The sequence below is a fragment of the Mycolicibacterium sp. XJ870 genome, assembly GCF_053483975.1.
Map to the genome: position 1 here is coordinate 48,352 of NZ_JBEFTI010000006.1, position 22,621 is coordinate 70,972.

26 protein-coding genes and 1 tRNA gene are annotated in these 22,621 nt (G+C 66.1%); 19 read left to right on the forward strand and 8 right to left on the reverse strand.

Going from position 1 to position 22,621, the window contains the following annotated elements; all coding sequences use genetic code 11:
• The first annotated feature begins 11 nt into the window (after positions 1-11).
• The 4 genes from ABQF30_RS21020 (at position 12) to ABQF30_RS21035 (ending at position 3,254) form a co-directional block, all read left to right on the forward strand.
• On the forward strand, positions 12-1,340 hold the full coding sequence (locus tag ABQF30_RS21020; protein ID WP_448467355.1) for a S1C family serine protease: 1,329 nt from the start codon (positions 12-14) through the stop codon (positions 1,338-1,340).
• Positions 1,341-1,432: 92 nt separating this feature from the next.
• Complete coding sequence (locus tag ABQF30_RS21025) at positions 1,433-1,927, forward strand: MogA/MoaB family molybdenum cofactor biosynthesis protein (protein WP_448467357.1); 495 nt, start codon at positions 1,433-1,435, stop codon at positions 1,925-1,927.
• Between the two features lie 147 nt (positions 1,928-2,074).
• Positions 2,075-2,233, forward strand: coding sequence for a hypothetical protein (locus tag ABQF30_RS21030; protein WP_448467359.1), 159 nt, complete (start codon positions 2,075-2,077; stop codon positions 2,231-2,233).
• A 385-nt stretch (positions 2,234-2,618) separates the two neighbouring features.
• The gene (locus tag ABQF30_RS21035) at positions 2,619-3,254 is read left to right on the forward strand and encodes a porin MspA (RefSeq protein ID WP_448467361.1); all 636 of its coding nucleotides are present in this window, start codon (positions 2,619-2,621) and stop codon (positions 3,252-3,254) included.
• A gap of 80 nt (positions 3,255-3,334) precedes the next feature.
• Here the strand turns inward: ABQF30_RS21035 and mscL are convergent, their stop codons facing one another.
• The 3 genes from mscL to ABQF30_RS21050 form a co-directional block, all read right to left on the reverse strand.
• Positions 3,335-3,802, reverse strand: coding sequence for a large-conductance mechanosensitive channel protein MscL (mscL, locus tag ABQF30_RS21040; RefSeq protein WP_448467362.1), 468 nt, complete (start codon positions 3,800-3,802; stop codon positions 3,335-3,337).
• Positions 3,803-3,898: 96 nt separating this feature from the next.
• Positions 3,899-4,555 (reverse strand): SAF domain-containing protein, encoded by a 657-nt coding sequence (locus tag ABQF30_RS21045; protein WP_448467364.1) that lies wholly within the window; start codon positions 4,553-4,555, stop codon positions 3,899-3,901.
• Between the two features lie 62 nt (positions 4,556-4,617).
• The gene (locus tag ABQF30_RS21050) at positions 4,618-4,950 is read right to left on the reverse strand and encodes an FmdB family zinc ribbon protein (protein WP_448467789.1); all 333 of its coding nucleotides are present in this window, start codon (positions 4,948-4,950) and stop codon (positions 4,618-4,620) included.
• 125 nt (positions 4,951-5,075) lie between these two features.
• Here ABQF30_RS21050 and ABQF30_RS21055 point away from each other — a divergent pair, with 125 nt between their 5' ends.
• Positions 5,076-5,753, forward strand: coding sequence for an HNH endonuclease family protein (locus tag ABQF30_RS21055; RefSeq protein ID WP_448467366.1), 678 nt, complete (start codon positions 5,076-5,078; stop codon positions 5,751-5,753).
• A 31-nt stretch (positions 5,754-5,784) separates the two neighbouring features.
• Here ABQF30_RS21055 and ABQF30_RS21060 read toward each other — a convergent pair whose 3' ends face one another.
• The 3 genes from ABQF30_RS21060 to ABQF30_RS21070 form a co-directional block, all read right to left on the reverse strand.
• Positions 5,785-6,660, reverse strand: coding sequence for a universal stress protein (locus ABQF30_RS21060; RefSeq protein WP_448467368.1), 876 nt, complete (start codon positions 6,658-6,660; stop codon positions 5,785-5,787).
• The gene (locus ABQF30_RS21065; RefSeq protein WP_448467369.1) at positions 6,657-8,480 is read right to left on the reverse strand and encodes an amino acid permease; all 1,824 of its coding nucleotides are present in this window, start codon (positions 8,478-8,480) and stop codon (positions 6,657-6,659) included. Before ABQF30_RS21065 ends, ABQF30_RS21060 begins: the two co-directional genes overlap by 4 nt.
• A 98-nt stretch (positions 8,481-8,578) precedes the next feature.
• On the reverse strand, positions 8,579-9,178 hold the full coding sequence (locus tag ABQF30_RS21070) for a 5-formyltetrahydrofolate cyclo-ligase (RefSeq protein ID WP_448467371.1): 600 nt from the start codon (positions 9,176-9,178) through the stop codon (positions 8,579-8,581).
• A gap of 27 nt (positions 9,179-9,205) precedes the next feature.
• On the opposite strand from ABQF30_RS21070, the gene ABQF30_RS21075 reads away from it, so the two are divergent.
• The 5 genes from ABQF30_RS21075 to ABQF30_RS21095 all read left to right on the forward strand — a co-directional run bounded on the left by ABQF30_RS21075 (position 9,206) and on the right by ABQF30_RS21095 (position 13,597).
• Positions 9,206-10,129: a UTP--glucose-1-phosphate uridylyltransferase gene (locus tag ABQF30_RS21075; RefSeq protein WP_448467373.1), complete on the forward strand. Its 924-nt coding sequence runs from the start codon at positions 9,206-9,208 to the stop codon at positions 10,127-10,129.
• A 78-nt stretch (positions 10,130-10,207) separates the two neighbouring features.
• The gene (gene glp, locus ABQF30_RS21080; protein WP_448467375.1) at positions 10,208-11,461 is read left to right on the forward strand and encodes a molybdotransferase-like divisome protein Glp; all 1,254 of its coding nucleotides are present in this window, start codon (positions 10,208-10,210) and stop codon (positions 11,459-11,461) included.
• A gap of 42 nt (positions 11,462-11,503) precedes the next feature.
• Complete coding sequence (locus tag ABQF30_RS21085) at positions 11,504-12,151, forward strand: GNAT family N-acetyltransferase (protein WP_448467377.1); 648 nt, start codon at positions 11,504-11,506, stop codon at positions 12,149-12,151.
• A gap of 217 nt (positions 12,152-12,368) precedes the next feature.
• Positions 12,369-13,457, forward strand: a complete 1,089-nt coding sequence (gene sepX / locus ABQF30_RS21090; RefSeq protein WP_448467379.1) for a divisome protein SepX/GlpR — start codon at positions 12,369-12,371, stop codon at positions 13,455-13,457.
• A 67-nt stretch (positions 13,458-13,524) separates the two neighbouring features.
• A tRNA-Ala gene (locus tag ABQF30_RS21095) sits at positions 13,525-13,597 on the forward strand.
• Between the two features lie 15 nt (positions 13,598-13,612).
• On the opposite strand, the gene ABQF30_RS21100 is transcribed toward ABQF30_RS21095, so the two are convergent.
• Positions 13,613-15,046 (reverse strand): cytochrome P450, encoded by a 1,434-nt coding sequence (locus ABQF30_RS21100; RefSeq protein WP_448467381.1) that lies wholly within the window; start codon positions 15,044-15,046, stop codon positions 13,613-13,615.
• A 118-nt stretch (positions 15,047-15,164) separates the two neighbouring features.
• Between ABQF30_RS21100 and ABQF30_RS21105 the strand changes: the two genes are divergently transcribed.
• Both ABQF30_RS21105 and ABQF30_RS21110 read left to right on the forward strand, forming a co-directional pair.
• The gene (locus ABQF30_RS21105; protein ID WP_448467791.1) at positions 15,165-15,761 is read left to right on the forward strand and encodes a TetR/AcrR family transcriptional regulator; all 597 of its coding nucleotides are present in this window, start codon (positions 15,165-15,167) and stop codon (positions 15,759-15,761) included.
• 239 nt (positions 15,762-16,000) lie between these two features.
• Positions 16,001-16,462, forward strand: a complete 462-nt coding sequence (locus ABQF30_RS21110) for a DUF1942 domain-containing protein (protein WP_448467383.1) — start codon at positions 16,001-16,003, stop codon at positions 16,460-16,462.
• On the opposite strand, the gene ABQF30_RS21115 is transcribed toward ABQF30_RS21110, so the two are convergent.
• Positions 16,420-17,616 carry an MFS transporter gene (locus ABQF30_RS21115; RefSeq protein ID WP_448467793.1) on the reverse strand — a complete coding sequence of 399 codons (1,197 nt, stop codon included), beginning with the start codon at positions 17,614-17,616 and terminating at the stop codon, positions 16,420-16,422. The genes ABQF30_RS21110 and ABQF30_RS21115 overlap by 43 nt on opposite strands.
• A 78-nt stretch (positions 17,617-17,694) precedes the next feature.
• On the opposite strand from ABQF30_RS21115, the gene ABQF30_RS21120 reads away from it, so the two are divergent.
• The 7 genes from ABQF30_RS21120 to ABQF30_RS21150 all read left to right on the forward strand — a co-directional run bounded on the left by ABQF30_RS21120 (position 17,695) and on the right by ABQF30_RS21150 (position 22,612).
• Positions 17,695-18,174, forward strand: coding sequence for a winged helix-turn-helix transcriptional regulator (locus ABQF30_RS21120; RefSeq protein ID WP_448467385.1), 480 nt, complete (start codon positions 17,695-17,697; stop codon positions 18,172-18,174).
• 386 nt (positions 18,175-18,560) lie between these two features.
• A complete protein-coding gene (locus ABQF30_RS21125; protein WP_448467387.1) occupies positions 18,561-18,773 on the forward strand; it encodes a hypothetical protein in 213 nt (70 codons plus the stop codon).
• Positions 18,770-19,342 (forward strand): hypothetical protein, encoded by a 573-nt coding sequence (locus ABQF30_RS21130; protein ID WP_448467389.1) that lies wholly within the window; start codon positions 18,770-18,772, stop codon positions 19,340-19,342. The genes ABQF30_RS21125 and ABQF30_RS21130 overlap by 4 nt, the downstream gene beginning before the upstream one ends.
• Positions 19,339-20,094 carry a molybdate ABC transporter substrate-binding protein gene (gene modA, locus ABQF30_RS21135; protein ID WP_448467391.1) on the forward strand — a complete coding sequence of 252 codons (756 nt, stop codon included), beginning with the start codon at positions 19,339-19,341 and terminating at the stop codon, positions 20,092-20,094. Before ABQF30_RS21130 ends, modA begins: the two co-directional genes overlap by 4 nt.
• Before the next feature lie 32 nt (positions 20,095-20,126).
• Positions 20,127-21,125: an acetyltransferase Pat gene (locus tag ABQF30_RS21140; RefSeq protein ID WP_448467393.1), complete on the forward strand. Its 999-nt coding sequence runs from the start codon at positions 20,127-20,129 to the stop codon at positions 21,123-21,125.
• Positions 21,122-21,946, forward strand: a complete 825-nt coding sequence (locus ABQF30_RS21145; RefSeq protein WP_448467395.1) for a shikimate 5-dehydrogenase — start codon at positions 21,122-21,124, stop codon at positions 21,944-21,946. The genes ABQF30_RS21140 and ABQF30_RS21145 overlap by 4 nt, the downstream gene beginning before the upstream one ends.
• A gap of 6 nt (positions 21,947-21,952) precedes the next feature.
• A complete protein-coding gene (locus ABQF30_RS21150; RefSeq protein ID WP_448467397.1) occupies positions 21,953-22,612 on the forward strand; it encodes a DUF5642 family protein in 660 nt (219 codons plus the stop codon).
• Positions 22,613-22,621 lie beyond the last annotated feature (9 nt).

Below are 22,621 nucleotides of genomic sequence, written 5' to 3' on the forward strand. Positions count from 1 at the left end.
CCCGCAGCATCATGACGAACCATCCGAGGTATTCCCAGCAGCCGGACCAGCATCCCGGCGCCGCGCCCGGTTACCAGGGTGGGCGCCCCGATCCGTATCAGCAGCACCAGTACGACTGGCGCTATGCCCAGCAGCCACAACAGCAGCCTCAACAGTCACAGCAGGCATATCGTGCGCCCTACGATCCGTACCGGATCCCCGCCAGCCCGCAGCCCGTCGCTGCCAAGAAGCGTTCGAGGGCCGGGCTGACCGCGGGCGCGCTGGCGGTCGCTGTGGTGTCTGCCGGAATCGGCGGCGGAGTGGCGACGCTGGTGCAGCAGGATGGTCCGGGCATCGGTGGCCTGTCCGGAAGCATGGCTCCCACTGTTCCCGCCGCGGCGCTGCCCGCGGGCTCGGTGGAGCAGGTCGCGGCCAAAGTTGTGCCCAGCGTGGTCAAGCTTGAGACAGATCTCGGCCGGGCCTCCGAGGAGGGGTCGGGCGTCATCCTGACCGCCGACGGGTTGATCCTGACCAACAACCACGTCGTCGAGGCCGCCAGGCCGGGACCCGGCGCGGGCGGGCCGGGCGGACAGACCGCCGCGCAGACCAAGGTGACGTTCTCGGACGGCACCACAAAACCGTTCACCGTGGTGGGCACAGACCCCAGCAGTGACATTGCCGTGGTGCGGGCACAGGACGTGTCGGGTCTGACCCCGATCTCCGTCGGCTCGTCGGGCAGCCTGCGGGTCGGCCAGGACGTGGTGGCCATCGGCTCGCCGCTGGGCCTGGAAGGAACGGTCACCACCGGCATCATCAGCGCACTGAACCGACCCGTCGCCGCGGGCGGAGACACCCGCAATCAGAACACCGTCCTGGACGCCATCCAGACCGACGCGGCCATCAACCCGGGGAACTCCGGTGGCGCGCTGGTCAACATGAATGGCGAACTTGTCGGAATTAACTCGGCGATCGCCACGATGGGCGGCGATTCGCTGCAGGCGCAGAGTGGCTCGATCGGGTTGGGCTTCGCGATTCCGGTCGACCAGGCCAAGCGCATCGCCGACGAACTCATCCAGCACGGCACGGCCTCGCACGCGTCGCTCGGCGTTCAGGTCAGCAACGACACCACCTCCGACGGCGCGAAGATCGTCGAGGTGACCGGCGGCGGTGCGGCCGCGGCGGCCGGCCTGCCGAGCGGCGTGGTGGTCACCAAGGTCAACGATCGGGTGATCGGCAGTGCCGACGCGCTTGTGGCGGCAGTGCGGTCCAAGGCGCCCGGTGAGAAAGTGACGCTGACCTACCTCGACCCTGCAGGAAAACCGCAGACTGTCGAGGTCACGCTGGGTAAGGCCGAGCAGTGAGGACGCTGACACCGGCCAGGGACAGGGTTTTGTTGCGCGTGGCTTCACCGGTCGATGGGCCGCTGTCCGACGCCACATATACGGTTGCAGCCATGGAACAGCCAGGGGAATTGGTGGGTCGGGCACTCGTCGTCGTCGTCGACGATCGCACAGCGCATGGCGAGGAGGACCACAGCGGTCCGTTGGTCACCGAGCTGTTGGGTGAGGCCGGTTTCGTTGTCGACGGGGTCGTGGTCGTGGCGGCCGACGAGGTCGAGATCCGCAACGCGTTGAACACCGCAGTCATCGGCGGCGTCGACCTCGTGGTCTCGGTCGGGGGCACCGGTGTCACGCCCCGCGACGTCACCCCGGAGGCAACGGTCGACATTCTCGACCGCGAACTGCTCGGCATCTCAGAGGCTCTGCGCGCGTCGGGATTGTCGGCCGGCATCGTCGACGCGGGAGTGTCCCGCGGGTTGGCGGGGATCTCCGGCAGCACCCTCGTCGTGAACATCGCCGGCTCCCGCGCCGCGGTCCGCGACGGCATGGCCACATTGAGTCCGCTGGCCGTGCAGATCATCGGCCAGCTATCAAGCTTGGAGATCTAACCAAGACGAAGCGGCGGCCATCGGCCGCCGTTTTCGTAGGTATGGCGAACGCTGCGTGCCCCGGTCGGCCAGGGTTACCAGCAGGTTAACGACGGCCTCACACCGCTCTATAGTGGGGTGTGATCTTAGTCACAAAGGGGAATGTCGATGGCAGAACCTGACCAGCCAACCCGCCGCGCAGTTAACAAGATCTTCGGTGAGGAACTCCCGCGGATCGCTCCCGACGAACGCGACTCGGATTCGCCAGACGACGCTGCCGAACATGATCGATGGCTGCAGAGCAACATTCCGCCTCATCACGATTGAGCAGCAACAGGGCAGTGAACGCCTAAAACGTCTGGTCGCCACTGTGTTCTGCACCGCTTCTCGTTACCAAAGCGAACCATGTCACAGCATTGCCATGTGGCGTAAACCGCAGTCCGTCGGACCGGTTGGGCATTTCTCAGTCCGGTCTCAGCAAATTTCGACCGACTGGCCATACAGGCCACGCGCCTGTGTCCTTGCGTTGCCGGTCGGATGCCTCCCCGTTATGTTCCTCGTGTCAACGATGAGCGAAACGTAAGAGCAGCATGTGATGTCTTTAATTCCCACCACATGAGGCCCTTGCAGGGTGTCTGGTTCTGATAGGGCCGGGCACCTCACAACAAAATCGGTGGATCCGCGGATCGCCGGCGACATAGCTAGGGAGAACATGAAGGCAATCAGTCGGGTGCTGATCGCGTTGGTTGCGGCCATCGCGGCTCTGTTTACGAGCACAGGCACTTCTCATGCAGGTCTGGATAACGAGCTGAGCCTGGTCGATGGTCAGGACCGCACCCTGACGGTTCAGCAGTGGGACACCTTCCTCAACGGTGTGTTCCCCCTGGACCGCAACCGCCTGACCCGTGAGTGGTTCCACTCCGGTCGCGCCAAGTACATCGTGGCCGGCCCCGGTGCCGACGAGTTCGAGGGCACCTTGGAGTTGGGCTACCAGATCGGCTTCCCGTGGTCGCTGGGCGTCGGTATCAACTTCAGCTACACCACCCCCAACATCCTGATCGACGATGGCAACATCACCCAGCCGCCGTTCGGTCTGGAGTCGGTCATCACCCCGAACCTGTTCCCCGGTGTGTCGATCTCGGCTGACCTGGGCAACGGCCCCGGCATCCAGGAAGTCGCCACCTTCTCGGTGGACGTCACCGGTGCAGCCGGTGGGGTCGCGGTCTCCAATGCCCACGGCACGGTGACCGGTGCGGCCGGCGGTGTGCTGCTGCGCCCGTTCGCCCGCCTGATCGCCTCGACCGGTGACAGCGTCACCACGTACGGCGAGCCTTGGAACATGAACTAGCATATGAACGACTAGTTCGTCCCAGGCAACAAAAAACAGCCCCCGGATTTCTCCGGGGGCTGTTTTGTGTTGTGCGGCCGCTAGGTGCGGTCGCCGCTCGTGTACGTGGCGGTGTCCGGGCTGGGGCCGGTGCCCGGGCCGGTGACGTGCTTACCGCTGGATGTGTAGCCATTCTCGGACAGCAAGTCGCGGATCTCGGTCAGGATGCTCAACTCGGTGTCCTGCGCTTGTTCGACCTCGCCGCGTTCCCGCAGCTTCTTGTAGGGCAGCATGATCACGAAGTAGACCACCGCCGCGACAATCAGGAAATTGATGCCCGCCGACAACACTGCGTTCAGGTCGACGAACTGCTCGGGATCACCACCGAGGGGAATCTTGAGAATGCCGTACTCCCTGTCGCCGCCGGCGCCGACGCGATCGACCAGAGGCTGGACGACCTTCTCGGTGAAGGACGTGACCAGGCCGGTGAAGGCCGCGCCGATAACCACAGCAACTGCTAGGTCGATGACGTTGCCTCGGGAAATAAACTCTTTGAAGCCCTTCAACATGCGGGAACCCTTCCTGCAGCGACGGTTTGTTGGTCGGACAAGCGAACAGTACCGAGTTCAGGGTGCGGCAGTGAGGGTGTCGAGCGGGTTCGGCGCTCAGTGAATCGTCAGCGTCACGGCCTGTACCAGGCTCGCTGCGGCCACCTCGTTGGCTGATCGCGCGGGCAGAGCCACCAGGGCCACCCGATTACTGCCCGTGCCCTTGGGCTTCTCCGAGACGAGCACCACCACGGCGTCCGTGGCGACCACAAGCGGCCGGGCCTGCTCGTGGCCGTCCTGCTCGCCGCTGACCGTGAGCACGTCGACCACGTCGCCCGGTCGGATCAAATCGAGCAGGGCGCCGTCGCTCAGCGGTAGCGGAACGATCCTGGCATCGGGACCTGCGGCCGATTCGGCCAATCGGGGACCCAGCACGCGCACATCGGTGAGCACTTCGCCGCGGCGGACCGGCCCGGCCAGCGTCGCGCCGACCATGTCGGCCACCTCGGCCTGGGCGCCGTCGGGCAGGGTCGCGGCGCTGCGGCTCTCCAGCCGCACGTCCTCGGCGGTCAATTCGGTGCCGGGGGAGAGGTCACGAGCCGCCACCGCGATGTCGGTGTAATCACCCCGCGGGTCGGATCGGACTGCTGCAACGGCGGCCAACAGCACCAATCCGGCCGCCGCAGCCCGGCGCGCGGCGACGGTTCTGGTCCAATCGGGCCGAAGTGCAGCGGTCAACCGGTGTACTGCCGACGGGTTGAGAGATTCGGCCATGGCGTCACCGTAGGCGCTTAAGCGCCCGGTCAGAACGGGGAAATCGCCAGCCTGTGGATAACCTAGCTGGAGGCTGCGGCCGCGGGTGCGGAGCTGGAGCTGCTCGACGAGCTGTCGGATGACGACGAAGACGACTTCTCCGACGACGACGAAGCTTTCTCCGACGAACCGCCCGAGGACTCGCTCGTGGCTGAGCCGTTTGACGAGCTCTTGCTCGACTCGCGGTTGTCGGTGCGGTAGAAGCCGCTGCCCTTGAACACCACGCCGACCGAGCCGAAGAGCTTGCGCAGCTTGCCGGAGCATTTGGGGCAGGTGGTCAGCGCATCATCGCTGAAAGCCTGCACCGCATCGAACCTATTGCTGCACTCGGTGCACGCATAGGAATAGGTGGGCACGAAAACCTCCGAGTTGGTCAAACCTGTTAGCACTCTACCGTCTCAAGTGCTAGAACCGCTATGTGGGCTCCGCCATTCCACCGGTCCGCCGGCGCCGGCGCACCAGAAGAGTAGCGGCACTGTGCGTGATAGCGGTCCTCGTGGCGGTGGTGGCAGTGCTCGTTATTGCTCGGACGCACCAGGAGCAGGCTCCGCAACAGCCGTCGGCCGCACCGCAGCCGGCGCTCGGCAGCCCCGGCTACGACCACGCCCGCACGCTGTTGGCCGGGCTGCCCGTCAAAGGCTGGGATCGGCATACCGATTACGCGCGTTGGCGGTTCGGCGAAGCCTGGACTGACGACGTCAACGTGGAGTTCGGCCGCAACGGCTGCAACACCCGCGACGACATCCTGCGGCGCGACCTGGTCCAACTCGTCGTGCGGCCTGGTACCTGTTACGCCCAGAGCGGGCTGCTGCACGATCCTTACACCGCCGCCGACATCGGATTCGTTCGCGGCCCCCACACCTCGAGCGCCGTGCAGATCGACCACCTGGTGTCGCTGTCAGATGCCTGGTACAAGGGCGCACGGGAATGGGACCCGCAGCGCCGCAAGGACTTTGCCAACGACCCACGCAACCTGATCGCAGTGGGCGCACAACCGAACTTCGACAAGGCGTTTCGTGACGCGGCCAGTTGGCTGCCGCCCAACGCCGTGTTCCACTGCCAGTTCGTGTCCCGGCAGGTCGAGGTGAAAGCCGCCTACCAGCTGTGGGTCTCGGAGAAAGAGCAGCACGCCATGGCCGCGGTGCTGGACCGTTGTTGAGCCGTCTGGGCGAGGTGAAAAGGCGACGCCGTCAGGCCGGGCGTCGGGGCACGATCATCACCGGAACCGGTGAGTGCCGCAGGATCTTGGCCGCGGCCGAGCCGAGGAACACGTGTGCGGTCTGCGCGGCAGCCCCGGATCCGAGCAGCAGCATGTCCCCGGTTTCCCACGGCACGCTCTGGACCGCGGAGTTCCAGTCGGGGCCGCTGCCCACCACCACGTCCACATCCGGTACCGCCATGTGTGCACGAACGTCGTTGAGCAGCTTGACGATGTCGTCGTGAGTGCGACGCGACCACTGCTGCACCACCAGATCCTCGGCCGAGGATTCGATGCTTCCGCGAAACGCCGCGGTGTTGCGCACCGTGAACGACACGATGCGCAGGCTCGTCGACCAGTCCTTGGCCAACTCGGCGGCGGCCGGAATGAGCCCGTTGACGTCGGACTCCCCACCGTAGGCCGCGGTGAGGCGGCGGATCCGTCCGGTGCTCTGCGCGTAGCCGCGGGGCGCGATGGCAACCGGCACCTCGGCGGTGTGCACCAGGCGCTCGGTCACGCTGCCCAGGGCCACCCTGCCCAACAGGCCCGAGCTGGAGGATCCGACCACCACAAGGCCGGCCCGGTGCGCAGCCGTCAGCTCCATCAAACCCGTTGGCACCGAGGTGGATTCGTGGATCACCGTCGGAATCTCGACGTCCCTCGGCAGTGCGCGTCTCAAGGATTGGTCGGCCTGTTCGGTCACGTACTTGAGGTATTCCTGTTCGACCGGGTCGCCGCGGGGTGGCCAAGGCCGTTCCACCACGGCCGCCGCGATCACCTTGTCCCCGGTTGCGCGGGCGATCTGGGCCGCCAGGTGCAGTGGGGCGGCGCCCTGCCGGCTTGCGCTGAATGCGGCGAGAACGGTCATGGCGTCGGCGCCTCCGCGCGAATGCGGGACACCACGTGTGTCACCGGAATCTTGTGTTCGGCGCGGGCCCGGTCGACGACGTCGAACCGCTGCCACACCGAGTCCTCCGGTGGCAGTGTCGATATCACGATCTGGTCAGGCCGGAAAGCGTCGACGGCCGCCGACAATGCGCGCAGCGGCCGGTAATCACCCAGCTCGCCGTCCGCGTCGAGACCTTCCGAGCGCAACGTGAGCAGCGTATGGTCGAGCCGGCCACGGGCAGCTTCCTGGGTGGCCTCCGAAATATCCAGCGGGCCATGGGTGGCGGCGACGCCGGTATCGATCGGGCTGGCCGGCACCACCACGTGATAGGCGGCGTCCTTGTCCGCCCCGATACGGCGGAGCTCGTCGAGCAGTTCACTCGACTCCACGGTCTGATTGGCCAGCACGAGCACCCGGTGTGGATGTTCGGTCGGCGCGACGCCGGCCACCTCGGGACGGCTCTTGATGAACCACCGGTTGGCCAGGAACAGCACGATCACCACGGCCCAGGACAGCAGGCTGAGCACCAATGCCCTTCGGTCACCCCCACCCTGGACGAACATCTGCACCAGGATCGCCACGATCGCCACCGCGGTGAGAATCGACAGCACCGGGAACAGCCACATCTTCACCTTGAGCTCGGAGTCATCGGTGCGGTAGCGCAGGATGATCTGCGAGATCGCGATGAGCAGATAGACGAACAGGATTACCGCACCGCTGGAGGCCAGCAGGAACGCGAAGATCGTGTCTTCGGAGAACGCGGCCGCGATCACGCAGATCAAGCCGATTACCGACGAGGTCAGAATCGCCGCGGCCGGAACCCCGCGCCGCGTCACCGATACCAGCTGCGCCGGTGCTTCACGACGGGCGGCGAGGACGAACAACATTCGCGACGCGGTGTACATGCCCGAGTTCAGGCAGCTCAGCACGGCCGTGAGCACCACGGCGTTCATGATGTGGTCGGCGTAGGGGATGCCCATCTCGGTGAACGCCGAGACGAAGGGCGATGCAGCGACCTGCTCGCTGTTCCAGGGCAGGATCGTCACGAGCAGAAACGCCGAACCGACGAAGAAGATCGCGATGCGCAGGATCACCGAGTTGGCGGCCTTGGCGACCGCCCGTTCCGGGTCCGCGGATTCCGCGGCGGCGATGGTGGCGATCTCGGCGCCGACCATCGAGAAGATCACCGTCACGACACCGACCGTGATCGCCATGACGCCGAGCGGGAAGAACCCGTCATGCGCGGTGAGGTTCGAGAAATCGAAGCTCTTCTGCGGCCACAGGCCGATGACATAGAGCGTGCCCAGCCCGATGAAGGCCAGGATGGCGGCCACCTTCACCCCGGCGAACCAATACTCGAACTCCCCGAACGAGGACACCGAGAACAGGTTGGTGGCGGTCATGAGGACCATGAGGAGCAGCGCCGTCAGTGCCAGCGGCACATCAACCCAGTACTGGATGATCTTGGCGCCGGCGATGGCTTCGAAGCCCACCACGATCACCCAGAAATACCAGTACAACCACCCGACGGAGAATCCGGCCCAGTTGCCCATCGCATTACGCGCATAGTCGGCGAACGACCCCGTCGAAGGATTGGCCACGGCCATCTCGGCCAGCATCCGCATCACCATGATGATGAGCACGCCGGCGAGCGCATAGGTGATGAACACACCGGGGCCGGTAGCGCCGATCACCACGCCGGAGCCGACGAACAGGCCGGCGCCGATCACCCCGCCGATCGCGATCATCCTCAGCTGCCGCTGGCTCAGCGCCTTCTTCAGTGTTGGCGTTTCGGCCATGTCGTCACCCGCTCTCGCTGGACGTGATGTAGATCACATACCAAGCGACGCTATGCCCACTGCGGCGTTCAGGTGGCCGAAATCAGCGCCGAGTTTCGTCAACCGCCCAGCGGCACCAATCCGCGGCCCGGCGTCAGTGCGTGCGTCATGCGCACGTCGTGCGGGTCGTCGGGCAACTCGTCGACGAGTTCGTCGTCGCGCACCACCGCGACCAGGTGCGCACCGGGCCCGGCGTGTCCCAGGGTGCGGTCGTAGAAACCGGCGCCGCGGCCCAGCCGCGTACCCGACACGTCGACCGCCAGCGCAGGCACCAGGATCACGTCGGCCTCGCGGGTGGCTGTCGCGGGCAGCCAGGGTGGTGGTGGTTCACGCAGCCCGAACGCCGCCGCGGTCAGGGTGCCGGGCCGGTACGTACCCCACTGCAGTGGCTCCGGAACCTCGTTGCCGTCGACGCGTGCGATCGGAAGCAGAACGCGCACACGGAGTTCCAGCAAGGTGTCGAGCAGGGCAGGGGAGCCGGGCTCGGAACCGACCGGAACATACGCGCACACCGTCTGGCCGTCCTCGACCAACCCGGGCAGCCAGCGGCACAGCGCGTGGGCCTCGGCGTCGCGGACATGCTGGGACAACCCGCGCCGGTTTCGCAGAAGCGCGGTCCGTAACTGGGGCTTCGTCGTCGGGACCACGGCCTCCACCATTCCAAACCGGACGTTAATGTGTGAACGATGACCACGCCCCCGAAGGCACCTACGGTGCCCATACCCCGTACGGCGGTCGTCCCAGCGGCGGGTCTGGGGACGCGTTTTCTCCCGGCGACCAAGACGGTTCCCAAGGAGCTGCTGCCGGTGGTCGATACGCCGGGCATCGAGTTGGTGGCTGCTGAAGCAGCCGAGGGCGGCGCCGAGCGGCTGATCATCATCACCTCGGAAGGCAAGGACGGGGTCGTCGCGCACTTCGTCGAAGACCTGGTGCTCGAGGGCACGCTGGAGGCGCGCGGCAAGGTCCAGATGCTGGAGAAGGTGCGACGGGCGCCTGCCCTGATCAAGGTCGAGTCGGTGGTGCAGGCCGAACCGCTGGGGCTCGGTCATGCGGTGGGCTGCGTCGAGGACAGCCTGGCATCCGACGAAGACGCCATCTCGGTGCTGCTGCCCGATGATCTGGTGTTGCCGACCGGCGTGCTGGAGACGATGTCGAGGGTGCGCGCCAAGCGCGGCGGTACGGTGCTGTGCGCGATCGAGGTTCCCGGCGACAAGATCAGCGCCTACGGCGTGTTCGACGTCGAGGTCGTGCCCGACGCGGCCAATCCGAACGTGTTGAAGGTCAAGGGCATGGTGGAGAAGCCCAAGGCCGAGGATGCGCCGTCGCACTACGCCGCGGCCGGCCGCTACGTCCTGGACCGGGCGATTTTCGATGCGCTGCGCAGGGTTTCGCGTGGCGCCGGCGGCGAAATCCAGCTCACCGATGCCATCGCACTCCTGATCGACGAGGGGCATCCGGTTCACGTCGTGGTGCACCGCGGTGCTCGACACGACCTGGGAAATCCCGGCGGCTACCTGAAGGCTGCGGTTGACTTTGCGTTGGAACGTGACGACTACGGCCCCGAACTACGGCAGTGGTTGGTTGAACGACTGGGCTTGGCAGAACAGTGAGCTTGCCACTGGAGACTGGCTGCTGAACTGGCACTGTAGCCGCGCGCCGGGCCTGGCAGACGGTTAGAAAGGCGTGTTGTGCGTTCGGTGGAGGAGCAGCAGGCTCGGGTAGCGGCCGCCGCGGTGGCGCCTCGGCCGGTGCGGGTGGCCATAGCCGAATCGCAGGGTCTGATGTGTGCCGAAGAGGTGGTCACCGAGCGGCCCATGCCGGGATTCGATCAGGCCGCCATCGACGGCTACGCGGTGCGCAGTGTCGACGTCCTGGCGGCGGTGGACTCCGACTCTGAGGACGGTGGCGGCGAGATCAGCCTGCCGGTGATGGGTTCGATCGAGGCGGGTGCGCGCACGCCGAGCCGGCTGCAGCCGCGCCAGGCCGCGCGCGTGCAGACCGGTGCGCCCATGCCGACACTTGCCGATGCGGTGCTGCCCTTGCGGTGGACGGACGGCGGCCAGAACCGGGTGCGGGTACTGCGCGGCGTGCGGTCGGGTGCCTATGTTCGGCGCACCGGAGACGATGTGCAGCCCGGCGATGTCGCGGTGCGGGCGGGCACCATCATCGGCGCGGCGCAGGTGGGCCTGCTGGCGGCGGTGGGGCGCGACCGGGTGCTGGTGCACCCGCGGCCCCGGCTGTCGGTGATGTGTGTGGGCGGCGAGCTCGTCGACGTCTCCCGCACTCCGGGCACCGGGCAGGTCTACGACGTGAACTCCTACGCCCTGGCCGCGGCCGGGCGCGACGCCGGCGCCGAGGTCAACCGGGTCGGCATCATCAGTACCGATCCCGGTGAACTCCGCGAAACCGTTGAGGGACAAGTCAACCGCAACGAGATCGTGGTGATCGCCGGTGCCGTGGGCGGAGCGGCCGCCGAGTCGGTGCGCTCGGTGCTCGCCGAACTCGGCGACATGGAGGTGACGCGGATCGCGATGCACCCGGGCTCGGTGCAGGGTTTCGGACAGCTGGGGCGGGACCGGGTGCCGGTTTTCCTGTTGCCGGCCAATCCGGTCAGCGCGCTGGTGGTGTTCGAGGTGATGGTGCGACCGCTGATCCGATTGTCACTGGGCAAGCGCCAGCCGATGCGCCGCGTCGTACAGGCCCGCACACTCGCGCCGATCACCTCGATGCCCGGCCGCAAGGGCTACCTGCGCGGGCAGCTGATGCGCGACCAGGACACCGGCGAATATCTGGTGCAGGCGCTCGGGGGTGCCCCCGGCGCGTCCACCCACTTGCTGGCCACGCTGGCCGAGGCGAACTGTCTCGTCGTGGTTCCCAGCGACGTCGAACAGGTCCGCACGGGCGAGACCGTCGATGTCGCATTCCTGGCGCAGCGCGGATGAGCGCTCGCGCGAAGACGAGACAGCACGGCTGAGGCCGCCGTCATGTTCCGTTCCCAGGGGCTGCATCCCGGCTGGCCCGATCCGGTCGGGCCGTTACGTGTTCCAGCCGGGGTGGTGCGCCTGCGACCGGTCCGGCTGCGCGACGCCGCGGTGTGGAGTCGGGTCCGGCTGGCCGACCGTGCCCACCTTGAGCCGTGGGAGCCCGTAACCGATACGGATTGGCAAGTCCGCCACGCAGTTTCGTCATGGCCCTCGATTTGTTCCGGCTTGCGGGCCGAGGCCCGGCGCGGACGGATGCTGCCGTATGTGATCGAACTCGACGGGGAGTTCGCCGGCCAGTTGACCATCGGCAACGTCACGCACGGTGCATTGCGGTCAGCGTGGATCGGCTACTGGGTGGCCAGTGCGAGGACCGGTGGCGGCATTGCGACGGCGGCGTTGGCGCTCGGGCTCGATCACTGCTTCTCCGGGGTGCAGCTACACCGGGTCGAGGCCACGGTGCGGCCCGAGAACGCGGCGAGCCGAGCGGTGCTGGCGCGGGTCGGTTTTCGCGAGGAGGGGCTGCTGCGGCGCTACCTCGAGGTCGACGGCGCCTGGCGGGACCATCTGCTCGTGGCGATCACCCTGGAGGAACTTTCTCAGACGGCTGCTCAAGCCCTGGTTGCGGCCGGCCGCGCCAGTTGGTGTTGAATTCCGCGGCTTTCCCCGCGGAACGGCATTCCCGGTCGCTTAGCCGACGGGAAAGCAACCCTGGAGGCTGTCTCGCGTCGCAATCGTGTTACGAATGTGACATTTGTGACTGGTGGTGCTTGTATCCGGCGAATTACAGGTGTGTAATTGTGCTCGGCGCGCCCTCCACGGATGCGCTGGTCACAGACCTAGCCTGGAGGGGAAAGGAGCAGGCTTCATGCCAAGCATCCCCCAATCACTGCTGTGGATCTCCCTCGTCGTGCTCTGGCTCTTCGTGCTGGTTCCGATGTTGATCAGCAAGCGTGACTCGGTCCGTCGCACCAGCGACGTCGCCTTGGCGACGCGCGTGCTCAACAGTGGGCGCAACGCAAGTCGATTACGGCGTGGTCCCGCAGCGGGCCATCACAGCGACCCGCATTGGCGCCCTTCCGAGGATCACCTCGACGAGGACCTCGACGGCGAGCTCGAAGAGGTCGACGAGAGCGAAGAGGTCGACGACGAACCCCGACGTTCGGTCGTGGTGGCGGCCGCGGTGACCGAGGAGCCCGAGCCCGACTATCTCGATGTCGACGTCGTCGAAGAGGACTCAGGGGCGTTGTCCGTCGGCGTGTCCGCCGAAGCCGAAGCCGAAGCCGAAATCGAAGCCGAGCCGGAGCCGGAGCCGGAAGTCGACGAGCCCGAAGCCGAGGAACCGGAGCTCGACGCGCAAACCGACCAGCTCCCACTGGATCTCGACGACCCCGAAGACTTCATCGAGGATGCTGAGCCCGACCCCGCGGCCGACGAATACGAGTATGTGGCCGACGAGTCGGGCCTGGAAGGCGAGTCCGAGCCCGACGACGAACAGGCCGAAGCGCCCGTCGCGTCGTTGAGCGCGAGCCGGCAACGCCGCTACGAATCCAAGACCGCGGCACAGGTGAGTGCCCGCAAGTACAAGTTCCGCAAGCGCGTGCTCGCCATGTTCGCGCTCGTACTCGCGGCCTCGGCCGCCGCGGCCTTCCTGGTGACGCCAGCGGCGTGGTGGGTGTGCGGCAGCGCTGCCACGCTGACCATGCTGTACCTGGGTTACCTGCGCCGCCAGACCCGTATCGAGGAACAGCTTCGCCGGCGTCGCGCACAGCGCTTGCAGCGGGCCCGGCTGGGCGTGGAAAGCACCGATGACCACAAGCTCGATGTGGTGCCGGCACGGCTGCGCAGGCCCGGTTCGGCGGTGCTGGAGATCGACGACGAGGATCCCGTCTTCGAGCACCTGGACTATGCGCCGTTCGCCCGCGAATACGATCTACCACGGGCTTCCGGCCAGTAGGACGGTCGGTTCTCCGGCCGGTTTCTTGAGACGGGCCGGCGACTGGTAGCCTGTGCTTCCGGTATCAGGGGCTATAGCGCAGTTGGTAGCGCGTCTCGTTCGCATCGAGAAGGTCAGGGGTTCGATTCCCCTTAGCTCCACAAAGTTTGAACAGGTCAGAGTGTCCTCAGTGTCACGGGAAGATCGTCTGCCGGTGTAGGTCCAGTGCCCCATGTCAATTGGATTCGGTAGTCGTCGGGCACGCCCCATTCGAAGCGCCTCAGCATCTGGTGCATGGTGGTTTTGACCGTCATGTCGGCGAACTGCTGTCCGATGCATTTGTGTGCGCCCCCGCCGAACGGCGCAAAGACATAGCGGCTTACCGCGGCGCGTGATTCGGGATCTGTGGTGAAGCGGGCCGGGTCGAATGAGTCGGGATCCGGCCACCAGTCCGCAAGCCGCATGGAGGCGTAGACGTTGATGGCCACCTGGGTCTTGCGTGGCACGAAGTGACCGAGTATCTCGGTGTCGCGCAGGGTTTGCCGGAACAGTGTCCCCGCCGGCGCATACATCCGAAGTATCTCTTTGAACGCGGCGTCGAGTAGTGGATAGGCGTCCAGGTCGCCGAGGGTGGGCGCGTCGTTGGGCCGGCCGGTCGCCTCGTCGCGAAGCGCGTCCTGCCACTGCTGGTTTCGGCCCAGTTCGTATGTGAGCATGGACAGCGCGATGGCGGTGGTGTCGTGTGCGGCCATCAGCAGGAAGATCATGTGGTTGACGATGTCGGCGTGGCTGAACTTCTCTCCGTCGTCGTCCTCGCTGCGACACAGCATGGAGAACAAGTCGGTCCCGTCGCCACGGCGACGAGAGGGAACTTGGTTGTGGAAGTAGCGTTCGAGTCGCTTTCTCGCGCGTAGGCCCTTGGCCCAGATGCCTCCCGGCACATTGGCCCGCAGGACAGCTTGTCCGCCTCGGACGGTGTCGTGGAAGTCGGCCGACAGTCGGTCGGATTCCGGTCCGAGTGCGGTGCCGATGAACACCTCTGCGGCCTGTTCCAGCAGGAGGTGCTTGATGGCCGGGTAGAACGGGAAGTTCTCGGTCGACGGCCAACTGCACATAGTGCGCTCGATGCTGGGCCGCATGAGTTCGAGGTATCCGTCGAGCGCGCTTCGAGTGAAGGACTGTTGCATGATGCGGCGATGGTCGCGGTGTTCGTCGAAGTCGAGCAGCATGATTCCGCGATGGAAGAACGGTCCGATGACGGGTGCCCAACCCCGCTCGCTTGAGAAGACCTTGTCCTTGTTGATCCACGCGGTTTCCAACGCGTCGGGTCCCATGAGGGTGACGACGCGAAAGCCGACGCCGCCGGCCCACGACACCGGCCCGTATGTGTCGTATCTGCGGCGGGCGAAGTCAAGTGGGTCGGCAAGTGAACTCAAGATATGGCCGATGACGGGGAAGCCGTAGTTGCCCATGACCGGCTTGAGATTCGACCCGGCCGGCGGAGCGGCCAGGGGCCGGTCACCGCTCGGAAATCGGGACGTGACGGCCGCGCCGACGGCCTGGAGTCGGTACTTGTTCACCGGGGACGCGAGTGTGGTCAGTGCAGTCATCGGCCCTCCTGTCGAGGTATCTGGTACAGGACCGTGCCAGAATGTGGTGGTGGTGTCAACGACGAAGGCGACGGCGCAACGCGCTTACGGAGGTCAATCGGCCGATGCCCGTCGCCAAATGCGCCGAGAGCGTCTGCTGGACGCCGCGATGGATGTGATGGCGCGTAACGAGTGGCGCAGCGCGACCGTCGAAAAGATTTGTGCCGCAGCGAATCTGAACAAGCGGTACTTCTACGAAAGCTTCACCGACCTCGACGCCCTGTCCGCCGCAGTGGTCGACGGCATCGCTGAGGGCGTTCGCGCCGCGACCGTTGAGGCGGCGGATGCAACGGCGCAGGAGTCGTTGGAAGCCCAAGCCTTCGCCGCCGTCGCTGCCGCAGTACGGGCATTGGTCGACGACCCGCGTCGTGCCCGCGTCCTCCTCGGCGGTGTCGCGGCCTCGCCCGAGCTACACGACCACCGCACCACGGTCATGCACCGACTCACCGATGTGCTGATCGACCACGGTCGTGCTGTGCACGGAGTCGAGTTGGCGGCCGATCCGCTGGCGAAAGTTGCTCCGGCATTCATCGTCGGAGGCACCGCAGAGGCCATTCTGAGTTTCGTCTCGGGCGATGTCGACCTGTCGCTCGACGAGTTCACCGCTCAACTCGCCACCCTCTGGCTCATCACCGGAAACGGAGCCGCGGAGATAGCTCGCGCACGGACACGCTGACAACTGATCAGTTCGTCCCGAACGCCATTTCGACACTCCATAGTTTCCTACGCGGCGAATGCCGTCGTCGACAACGAAGTTGAGGCGACGGGTTCGGCACGAGCAGGTCAGGGGTCCATTTCCGCGCTGCGCCATTGGTCGAGGGGTTCTGTTGATTGCGGTGAATATTGCATTTAAAGACCGACTCGGCGGCGTAACGTTTGTTCTATCACCGTTTCTATTCAGGAGGCGAGAACGAGGTGAAGAGCAATAAGCTGGCGGGTTCTGTCGCCACCGCAGCGATCGCGTTCGGAATTGCCATCGGCTCCGCTGTCCCGGCGTCGGCGATAAACAACATCCAGCCATTCGGCACACAGGAGACATTGAAATACTCCCATGACGCTGTGGAGATCGGTTACACGGTTGACGGGATCCGCCCGAGTTCTGATGTTGTCCCGCACCCGATCAATGGCCGGTTGTATGAGTCCACGGTGACCGTCGACGCGGTCAGAGGTTGGGTGACTCCGATGGTTCCGTGGTTCAACGCCCGTTCCGAGAGTGGGCACAACTACCGCGTTCTGAATGTGCCCGGTCTCAGTGGCGCAGCGATACCGCCGGGTGCAAAGACGACCGGCAAGATCTATTTCGACGTAGTGGGTGACGTTCCGAACAGCGTCGTCTACAACGACGGAACAGTAGACCTTTTGGGTTGGATCCCCTGAGCGAGAACCGAACTGATTCCAACCACGGCCAGCGCACCCGCCGCGAAGCCGGCGCCCAGAACGGTCGATCCCATCCAGCCGGTGGTGTCATACAGCGCGGTCGTGCAGGCAGCGCCGAGTGCGGACCCGAGGGAGTAGAAGACCATGTAGGCGCCGATCGTGGTGCTGGATCGGTCGGCATAGACGGTGGTCAGGGTGTGCTGGTTGCTGACGTGGACGGACTGGACGGCGAAGTCGAGCAGGAGCACGCCGACAATCAGAAGCAGCAGAGACCGGTCGAGCTGCCCGATCGCGAGCCATGAGGCGAACAGGACCAAAAGAGCGATGGCTGTGACCCGGTTCGCCTGGCCGGCGTCTGCCCAGCGCCCGGCGCGAGCTGCTCCGAGCGTGCCCGCGAGTCCGGCGATGCCGAACAGCCCGATCTGCGTCTCACTGAGGTGCCACGGCGGTGCGGCCAGCGGCAGGGCCATGCCGCTCCACAGTGCGCCGAAGGACGCGAACAGGAAGAACGCGATCAGACCACGACTGAGGAACACCGATTGGCCGAACAGGCCGATGAACGCGCGGATCAGTTGCCCGTAGCGTGCCGTCGGACTGTGGGCATCCTCGGGTAGCAGCAAGAGTGCGAGCAGCGCGAGGACCGCGGCGAGAATTGCCAAGGCGACGTAGATGCCGCGCCAGCCCCACAGGTCCGCGAGGAAACCGGCCAGGATGCGTCCACCGAGGATGCCGATCACCACGCCCGACGTCACGATTCCGATGTTGCGGCCGCGCTCGGACGGCGCGGACAGCGATGTCGCGTACGCGACCGTCGTCTGGACCACCACGGCGAACACGCCCGCAACCGCGAGCCCGCAGAACGCGGCCCAGGCCGCGGGCGCGGCCGCGGTGACCGCCAGGCCGGCCGCGACGAGAACGAGGTGGACGGCGATGAGACGCCGGCGGTCGAGCAAGTCGCCCAACGGCACGAGCACCACCAGTCCTGCGAGATAGCCGAGTTGGCCCACGGCGACGAACCAGCCGACCGCATCGGCCGGAACACCCAGATCACTCCCCATCTGGCCGAGGACCGGCTGGCCCGCGTACACGCTCGCCACCGCCACCCCGCAGACGACGGCAAGGAGCAGCCTCGTTCTACCGGTCACGCCCACCATCCAATTCAGTTGCATTTCGCTACTCAATGCACCGTAGGGCAGAATGGTTTCAATCCGCAACTTATGGGAGGTGTGGTGGTGAGCGACGCAACCGCGGACACGGCGTGGACGGACCCGAGCTGCCCGGTCGCACGCACGGCCGACTTGGTCGGCGACCGGTGGAGCCTGCTCGTCATCCGCGACGCGATGGACGGCGCCCGTTCCTTCACCGACTTCCAGCAGCGCACCGGCATCGCCCGCAACATCCTCACGGACCGGCTCCGCAAGCTCACCGCCCACGGTCTGCTCACCCACGTCGACGCCCCGTCGGGAAAACGGAAGCGCTACGAGCTCACCGACTCGGGCAAAGACCTCTTCCCGCTGATCGTCGCGTTGCGGCAGTGGGGCGAGCGTCATGCCTTCACCGCCGGAGAGGATCACTCGGTACTGGTCGACGAGAACGGCGCTGCTGTGCCGGAGCTCATTCCCACAGCCGTCGACGGGACAATCCTGACGAGCGAGAGCACCCGGGTCGAGCGTCAGGCGATCGTCGGTTCGAATCAATTGCCCACCGATTGAAATCGGCCCAGAATTTGCCGATCCTTGCCAGGACGGGCGAGCGAATTCGATCTTGATCGTTTCATCATTATGTTGCGGGGGCTCGGTGTCGTCTGCGTGGCGTTTGCCAGATCTGACAGTCTGTGAACGTGTTGGCTCGCAAGACCGTGACTCGGAAAAGAGTTCCGGTCCACACCTTCTCAAATGACCGGTCAGCCAACTAATCTGCCATTCGGCTATCGGGTCTTCCAGCGTCGGTTCGACGGCGGAATTGATCGGCCCGTAGTAAGGGCGAGCCGGTGGTGGGATAGCCTGCGTGCAGCAGATTGGCCAGTTGGGGGATTGCAATGGCGAACGATCTGAGAGTTGATCCTGGCGGACTCAGGGCAGGCGCTACCAGCAGCGTGATGATCGCGGCTGCATTGACGGCGGAGAGCTTCGACGTCGGCACCGGTGGTCCTACTCATGCCGGTGTGGCGGTGATGGATGCTGCGGTGGCCGCGGCGCGCACTCGTCAATCCACTCGCGTCAGTGCCCACGCTCGCGACATGCTGGCCGGCGTGAGTCGTTACGAAGGCGTTGACGATCAATCCGCAGGAGGTTTGGCGGAGTTGATGTGAGTGCGAATGACGCTTCCGGATCACCCTTCGACGCGCCGACCCGCTCCCAGTTAGAACGCTGGGACACAACGTATCTCGACGACGCTGCGGCCCGATGGCGACAGCTTGCCGCGCAGTCGGAGGAACTGTTCCAATGGCACCGGCAGAACATCGTCGCGCCAGGGGGGACCGAATGGACCGGCGACGCCGGCGACATCGCCCTGGATCGGGTCACCACCGATTCGGTCGTCGTCCGCCAACATGGCGACGTCCAGCGCGAAGCCGCCAACATCGCCGAGGACGGCAGTCGAGATATCCGGCTCGCGGTCAGTCAGGTCCTGGAGGCCATCGCCGATGCCGAGGCGGACGGGTTCGTGGTCGGTGAGGACCTGTCGATCCGCGATACCCGCCGAATCGACGTGCACACCATGGCCGTGCGTTACGTCGCTTCCCGGGAGCATGCCGAAGACATCCGCTGGCATGTCGAACGGCTCATGCAAACCGATATCTATCTCGGACAACGACTTCGGGGCAAGGCTCTGGAACTGGACGGCATCGGCTTCGGGGGCCACGGCGACGGGCAGTCATGACGCGGTCTCGTGGCCTCGCAGCGGCCATGCTGGCGATGGTTCTGATCGGCGGATGCAGTTCGTCGGCTACTGACGATGCCGGCTCGATCACGGTGTTCGCCGCGGCGTCGCTGCAGGCCGCGTTCACCGACATCGGCGAGCAGTTCGAGGCCGACAACCCCGGCGCCTCGGTTGAGTTCTCCTTCGCAGGCTCCTCGGACCTGGTGGCCCAGTTGACCCAGGGCGCCGACGCCGACGTGTTCGCCGCCGCCGACACTCGCAACATGGACAAGGCCGTGCAGGCCGACCTGGTGGACGGCAGCCCGGTCAACTTCGCGACCAACACCCTGACAATCGTCGTCTCCCCGGGAAATCCGAAGGGCATCAAGTCTTTTCAGGATCTGGCCAAACCGGACGTCTCCGTGGTGATGTGCGCCCCGCCGGTGCCCTGCGGTGGCGCGACCGAAACCGTCGAGAAGTCCGCCAGGGTGACGCTGTCCCCGGTCAGCGAGGAGACCTCGGTCACCGACGTGCTGGGCAAGGTGACCACCGGACAGGCCGACGCCGGGATCGTCTATGTCACCGATGCCGCCGGCGCAGGTGACAAGGTCACCGCCATCGACTTCCCCGAGGCCGGTCAGGCCGTCAACACCTATCCGATCGCGCTGTTGCGGCAGTCCGCGCGCAAGGATGTGGCGCGGCGCTTCGTCGACTTTGTCATCGGCGAGGCCGGCCAAAAGGTGCTCGGCAAACAAGGATTCGCCAAGCCCTGAACGCGGCGATCGTCGCGTCGTAGCCTGGGGATGTGGCCGAACTGACCGAGGCCAGTGTCGACGACCTGGCGGTTCTCGAGTTCTTCGCCGGAATTCGGCCGTCTCTGCTGGCTCCGTTGGCCGCCCAGCTGCGCCAGATGTCAGCGGCCCCCGGCCAGGTGTTGATCCGGCAGGGCGACCAAGCGGTGACGTTCATGCTGATCTCCTCGGGCCGCGTCCAGGTCACCCATGAGGTTCCCGACGGCGAACCCACCGTGCTCGACATCGAGCCCGGCCTGATCGTCGGTGAGCTCGCACTGCTGCGCGATGCGCCGCGCACCGCCACGGTCGTGGCGACCGACGCAGTGACCGGGTGGGTCGGTGACCTCGACGCCTTCGACACCATCCTGCACCTGCCCGGGATGTTCGACCGGATCGTGCGGATCGCCCGTCAGCGGCTGGCGGCCTTCATCACCCCGATCCCGGTGCAGGTGCGCAATGACGATTGGTTCTATCTGCGGCCGGTGCTGCCCGGCGACGTCGAGCGCACCCTCAACGGGCCCGTGGAGTTCTCCAGCGAAACGCTGTACCGGCGTTTCCAATCCGTGCGCAAACCCACCAAGGCCCTGCTGGAGTACCTCTTCGAGGTCGACTATGCCGACCATTTCGTCTGGGTGATGACCGAGGGAGCGCTGGGCCCCGTGATCGCCGACGCCCGGCTTGTGCGCGAAAACGATCCGGCGACCGCCGAGGTGGCGTTCACCGTGGGCGACGACTACCAGGGCCGTGGGATCGGCACGTTCCTGCTCAGCGCGCTGGTGGTGTCGGCGGGATACCTTGGCGTCCAACACTTTACCGCTCGGGTCCTCACCGACAACCTCGCGATGAAGAGGATTCTGAATCGATTGGGCGCCCATTGGGAGCGCGAGGATCTCGGCGTCGTCGCCACAAAAGTGGAAGTGCCGCCGACCGAGACGCTGCCGATTTCCGCTGAGCTCGTCATACAGATCCGCGACGCCACCCGCCAGGTCATCCGGGCGGTGAGCCAGTGAGGCCAAGTCTGAACAAAGACACCAAGGTCTGCATCTCACTGGCCGCCCGGCCGAGCAATATCGGCACGCGGTTCCACAACTACCTCTACGACGAACTCGGGCTGGACTTCCTCTACAAGGCATTCACCACCACCGACATCGGCGCGGCCATCGGCGGGGTGCGCGCGCTCGGCATCCGTGGCTGTTCGGTGTCGATGCCGTTCAAGAAGGACGTCATGGCGCTCGTCGACGAGATCGAGCCGTCGGCCCGCGCGATCGACGCGGTCAACACCATCGTCAACGACCTGTCGACACCCGGGGGACACCTCACTGCGTGCAACACCGACTATCTCGCCGTGCAGAGCCTCATCGAGCGGTTGGATCCCGACGATGCGGTGCTCATCCGCGGGAGCGGCGGCATGGCCAACGCGGTCGGAGCGGCGTTGCGGGACAAGGGGTTTCACAGCGGTGTCGTCGTCGCGCGTAATCGTGAGGCGGGGACTGCGCTGGCCGATCGGCTCGGCTACGACTACGCGCCCGAAGTCGGTGACCGCAGCGCGCCGCTGCTCGTCAACGTCACTCCGATCGGGATGGCGGGCGGACCCGACGAGCACCGCAGCGCGTTCGACACCAAGACCATCGATGCGGCCCACACGGTGTTCGACGTCGTCGCGATGCCCGCCGAAACACCGCTGATCGCCGCGGCCAGGGCGGCGGGCAGGGCAGTGATCACCGGGGCCGAGGTGATCGCGTTGCAGGCCGCCGAGCAATTCGTGCGCTACACCGGGGTGCGGCCCACCGCCGAGCAGGTGGCCGCAGCGTCGGCGTATTCGAGGGCCTGAGTCGTCGTGCGCCTATTCGCGGTCGCTGTGTGCGTGGCGTTGTGCGTGTCGGCATGCGGACAGTCGCCGGCGCCGCGCACGTCGTCATCGCCGAGCGCGACGAGCAAGGCCGTGGAAGTGAATCCGGCCAGGATCGACCGGGTGCGCGACGATCTGCCCGCCGGATATGAGGTGGCCCGCATCGACGGGCAGGCGACGCCGATAGCCCTGTGGGGTTTCGGCCCCGACTGGGTGGCCGAGCCGGCACAGTGTGCCGCGCTTGCCGCCGCTGCGGTGGACCCGGCGTCCGCACGCGGCTGGTCGGGCTCGGGGCCGGGCGGAATTGTGTACGCCGTCGTCGCGCGCAGCACCGCCGCCGCGGATGCGGCCCTGGCCGGTCAGTGCCGGCACTGGACGCTGTCGGGTGGGCACTCCACCGGAACCGTCACCGGCCTGGACGCCCCGGCCATCGACGGCGCACTGACCACCGGTATGGCCACGGCCGTCAGCACCGTCGTCGAAGGCGGCACGGAGACCCGCTCACATGCCGACACGTTCACCGCCGAGCTGGGCGAGTACCACTGCTTCGTCACCGTCGTCACCGATCCGGGATCCGCGAATACCGCGCTCGGCGCGGACTTTGCCGCCGACCTGCTGGTGAAAACGGTGTCGGCGTTACGCGGCTGAACCGGTTGT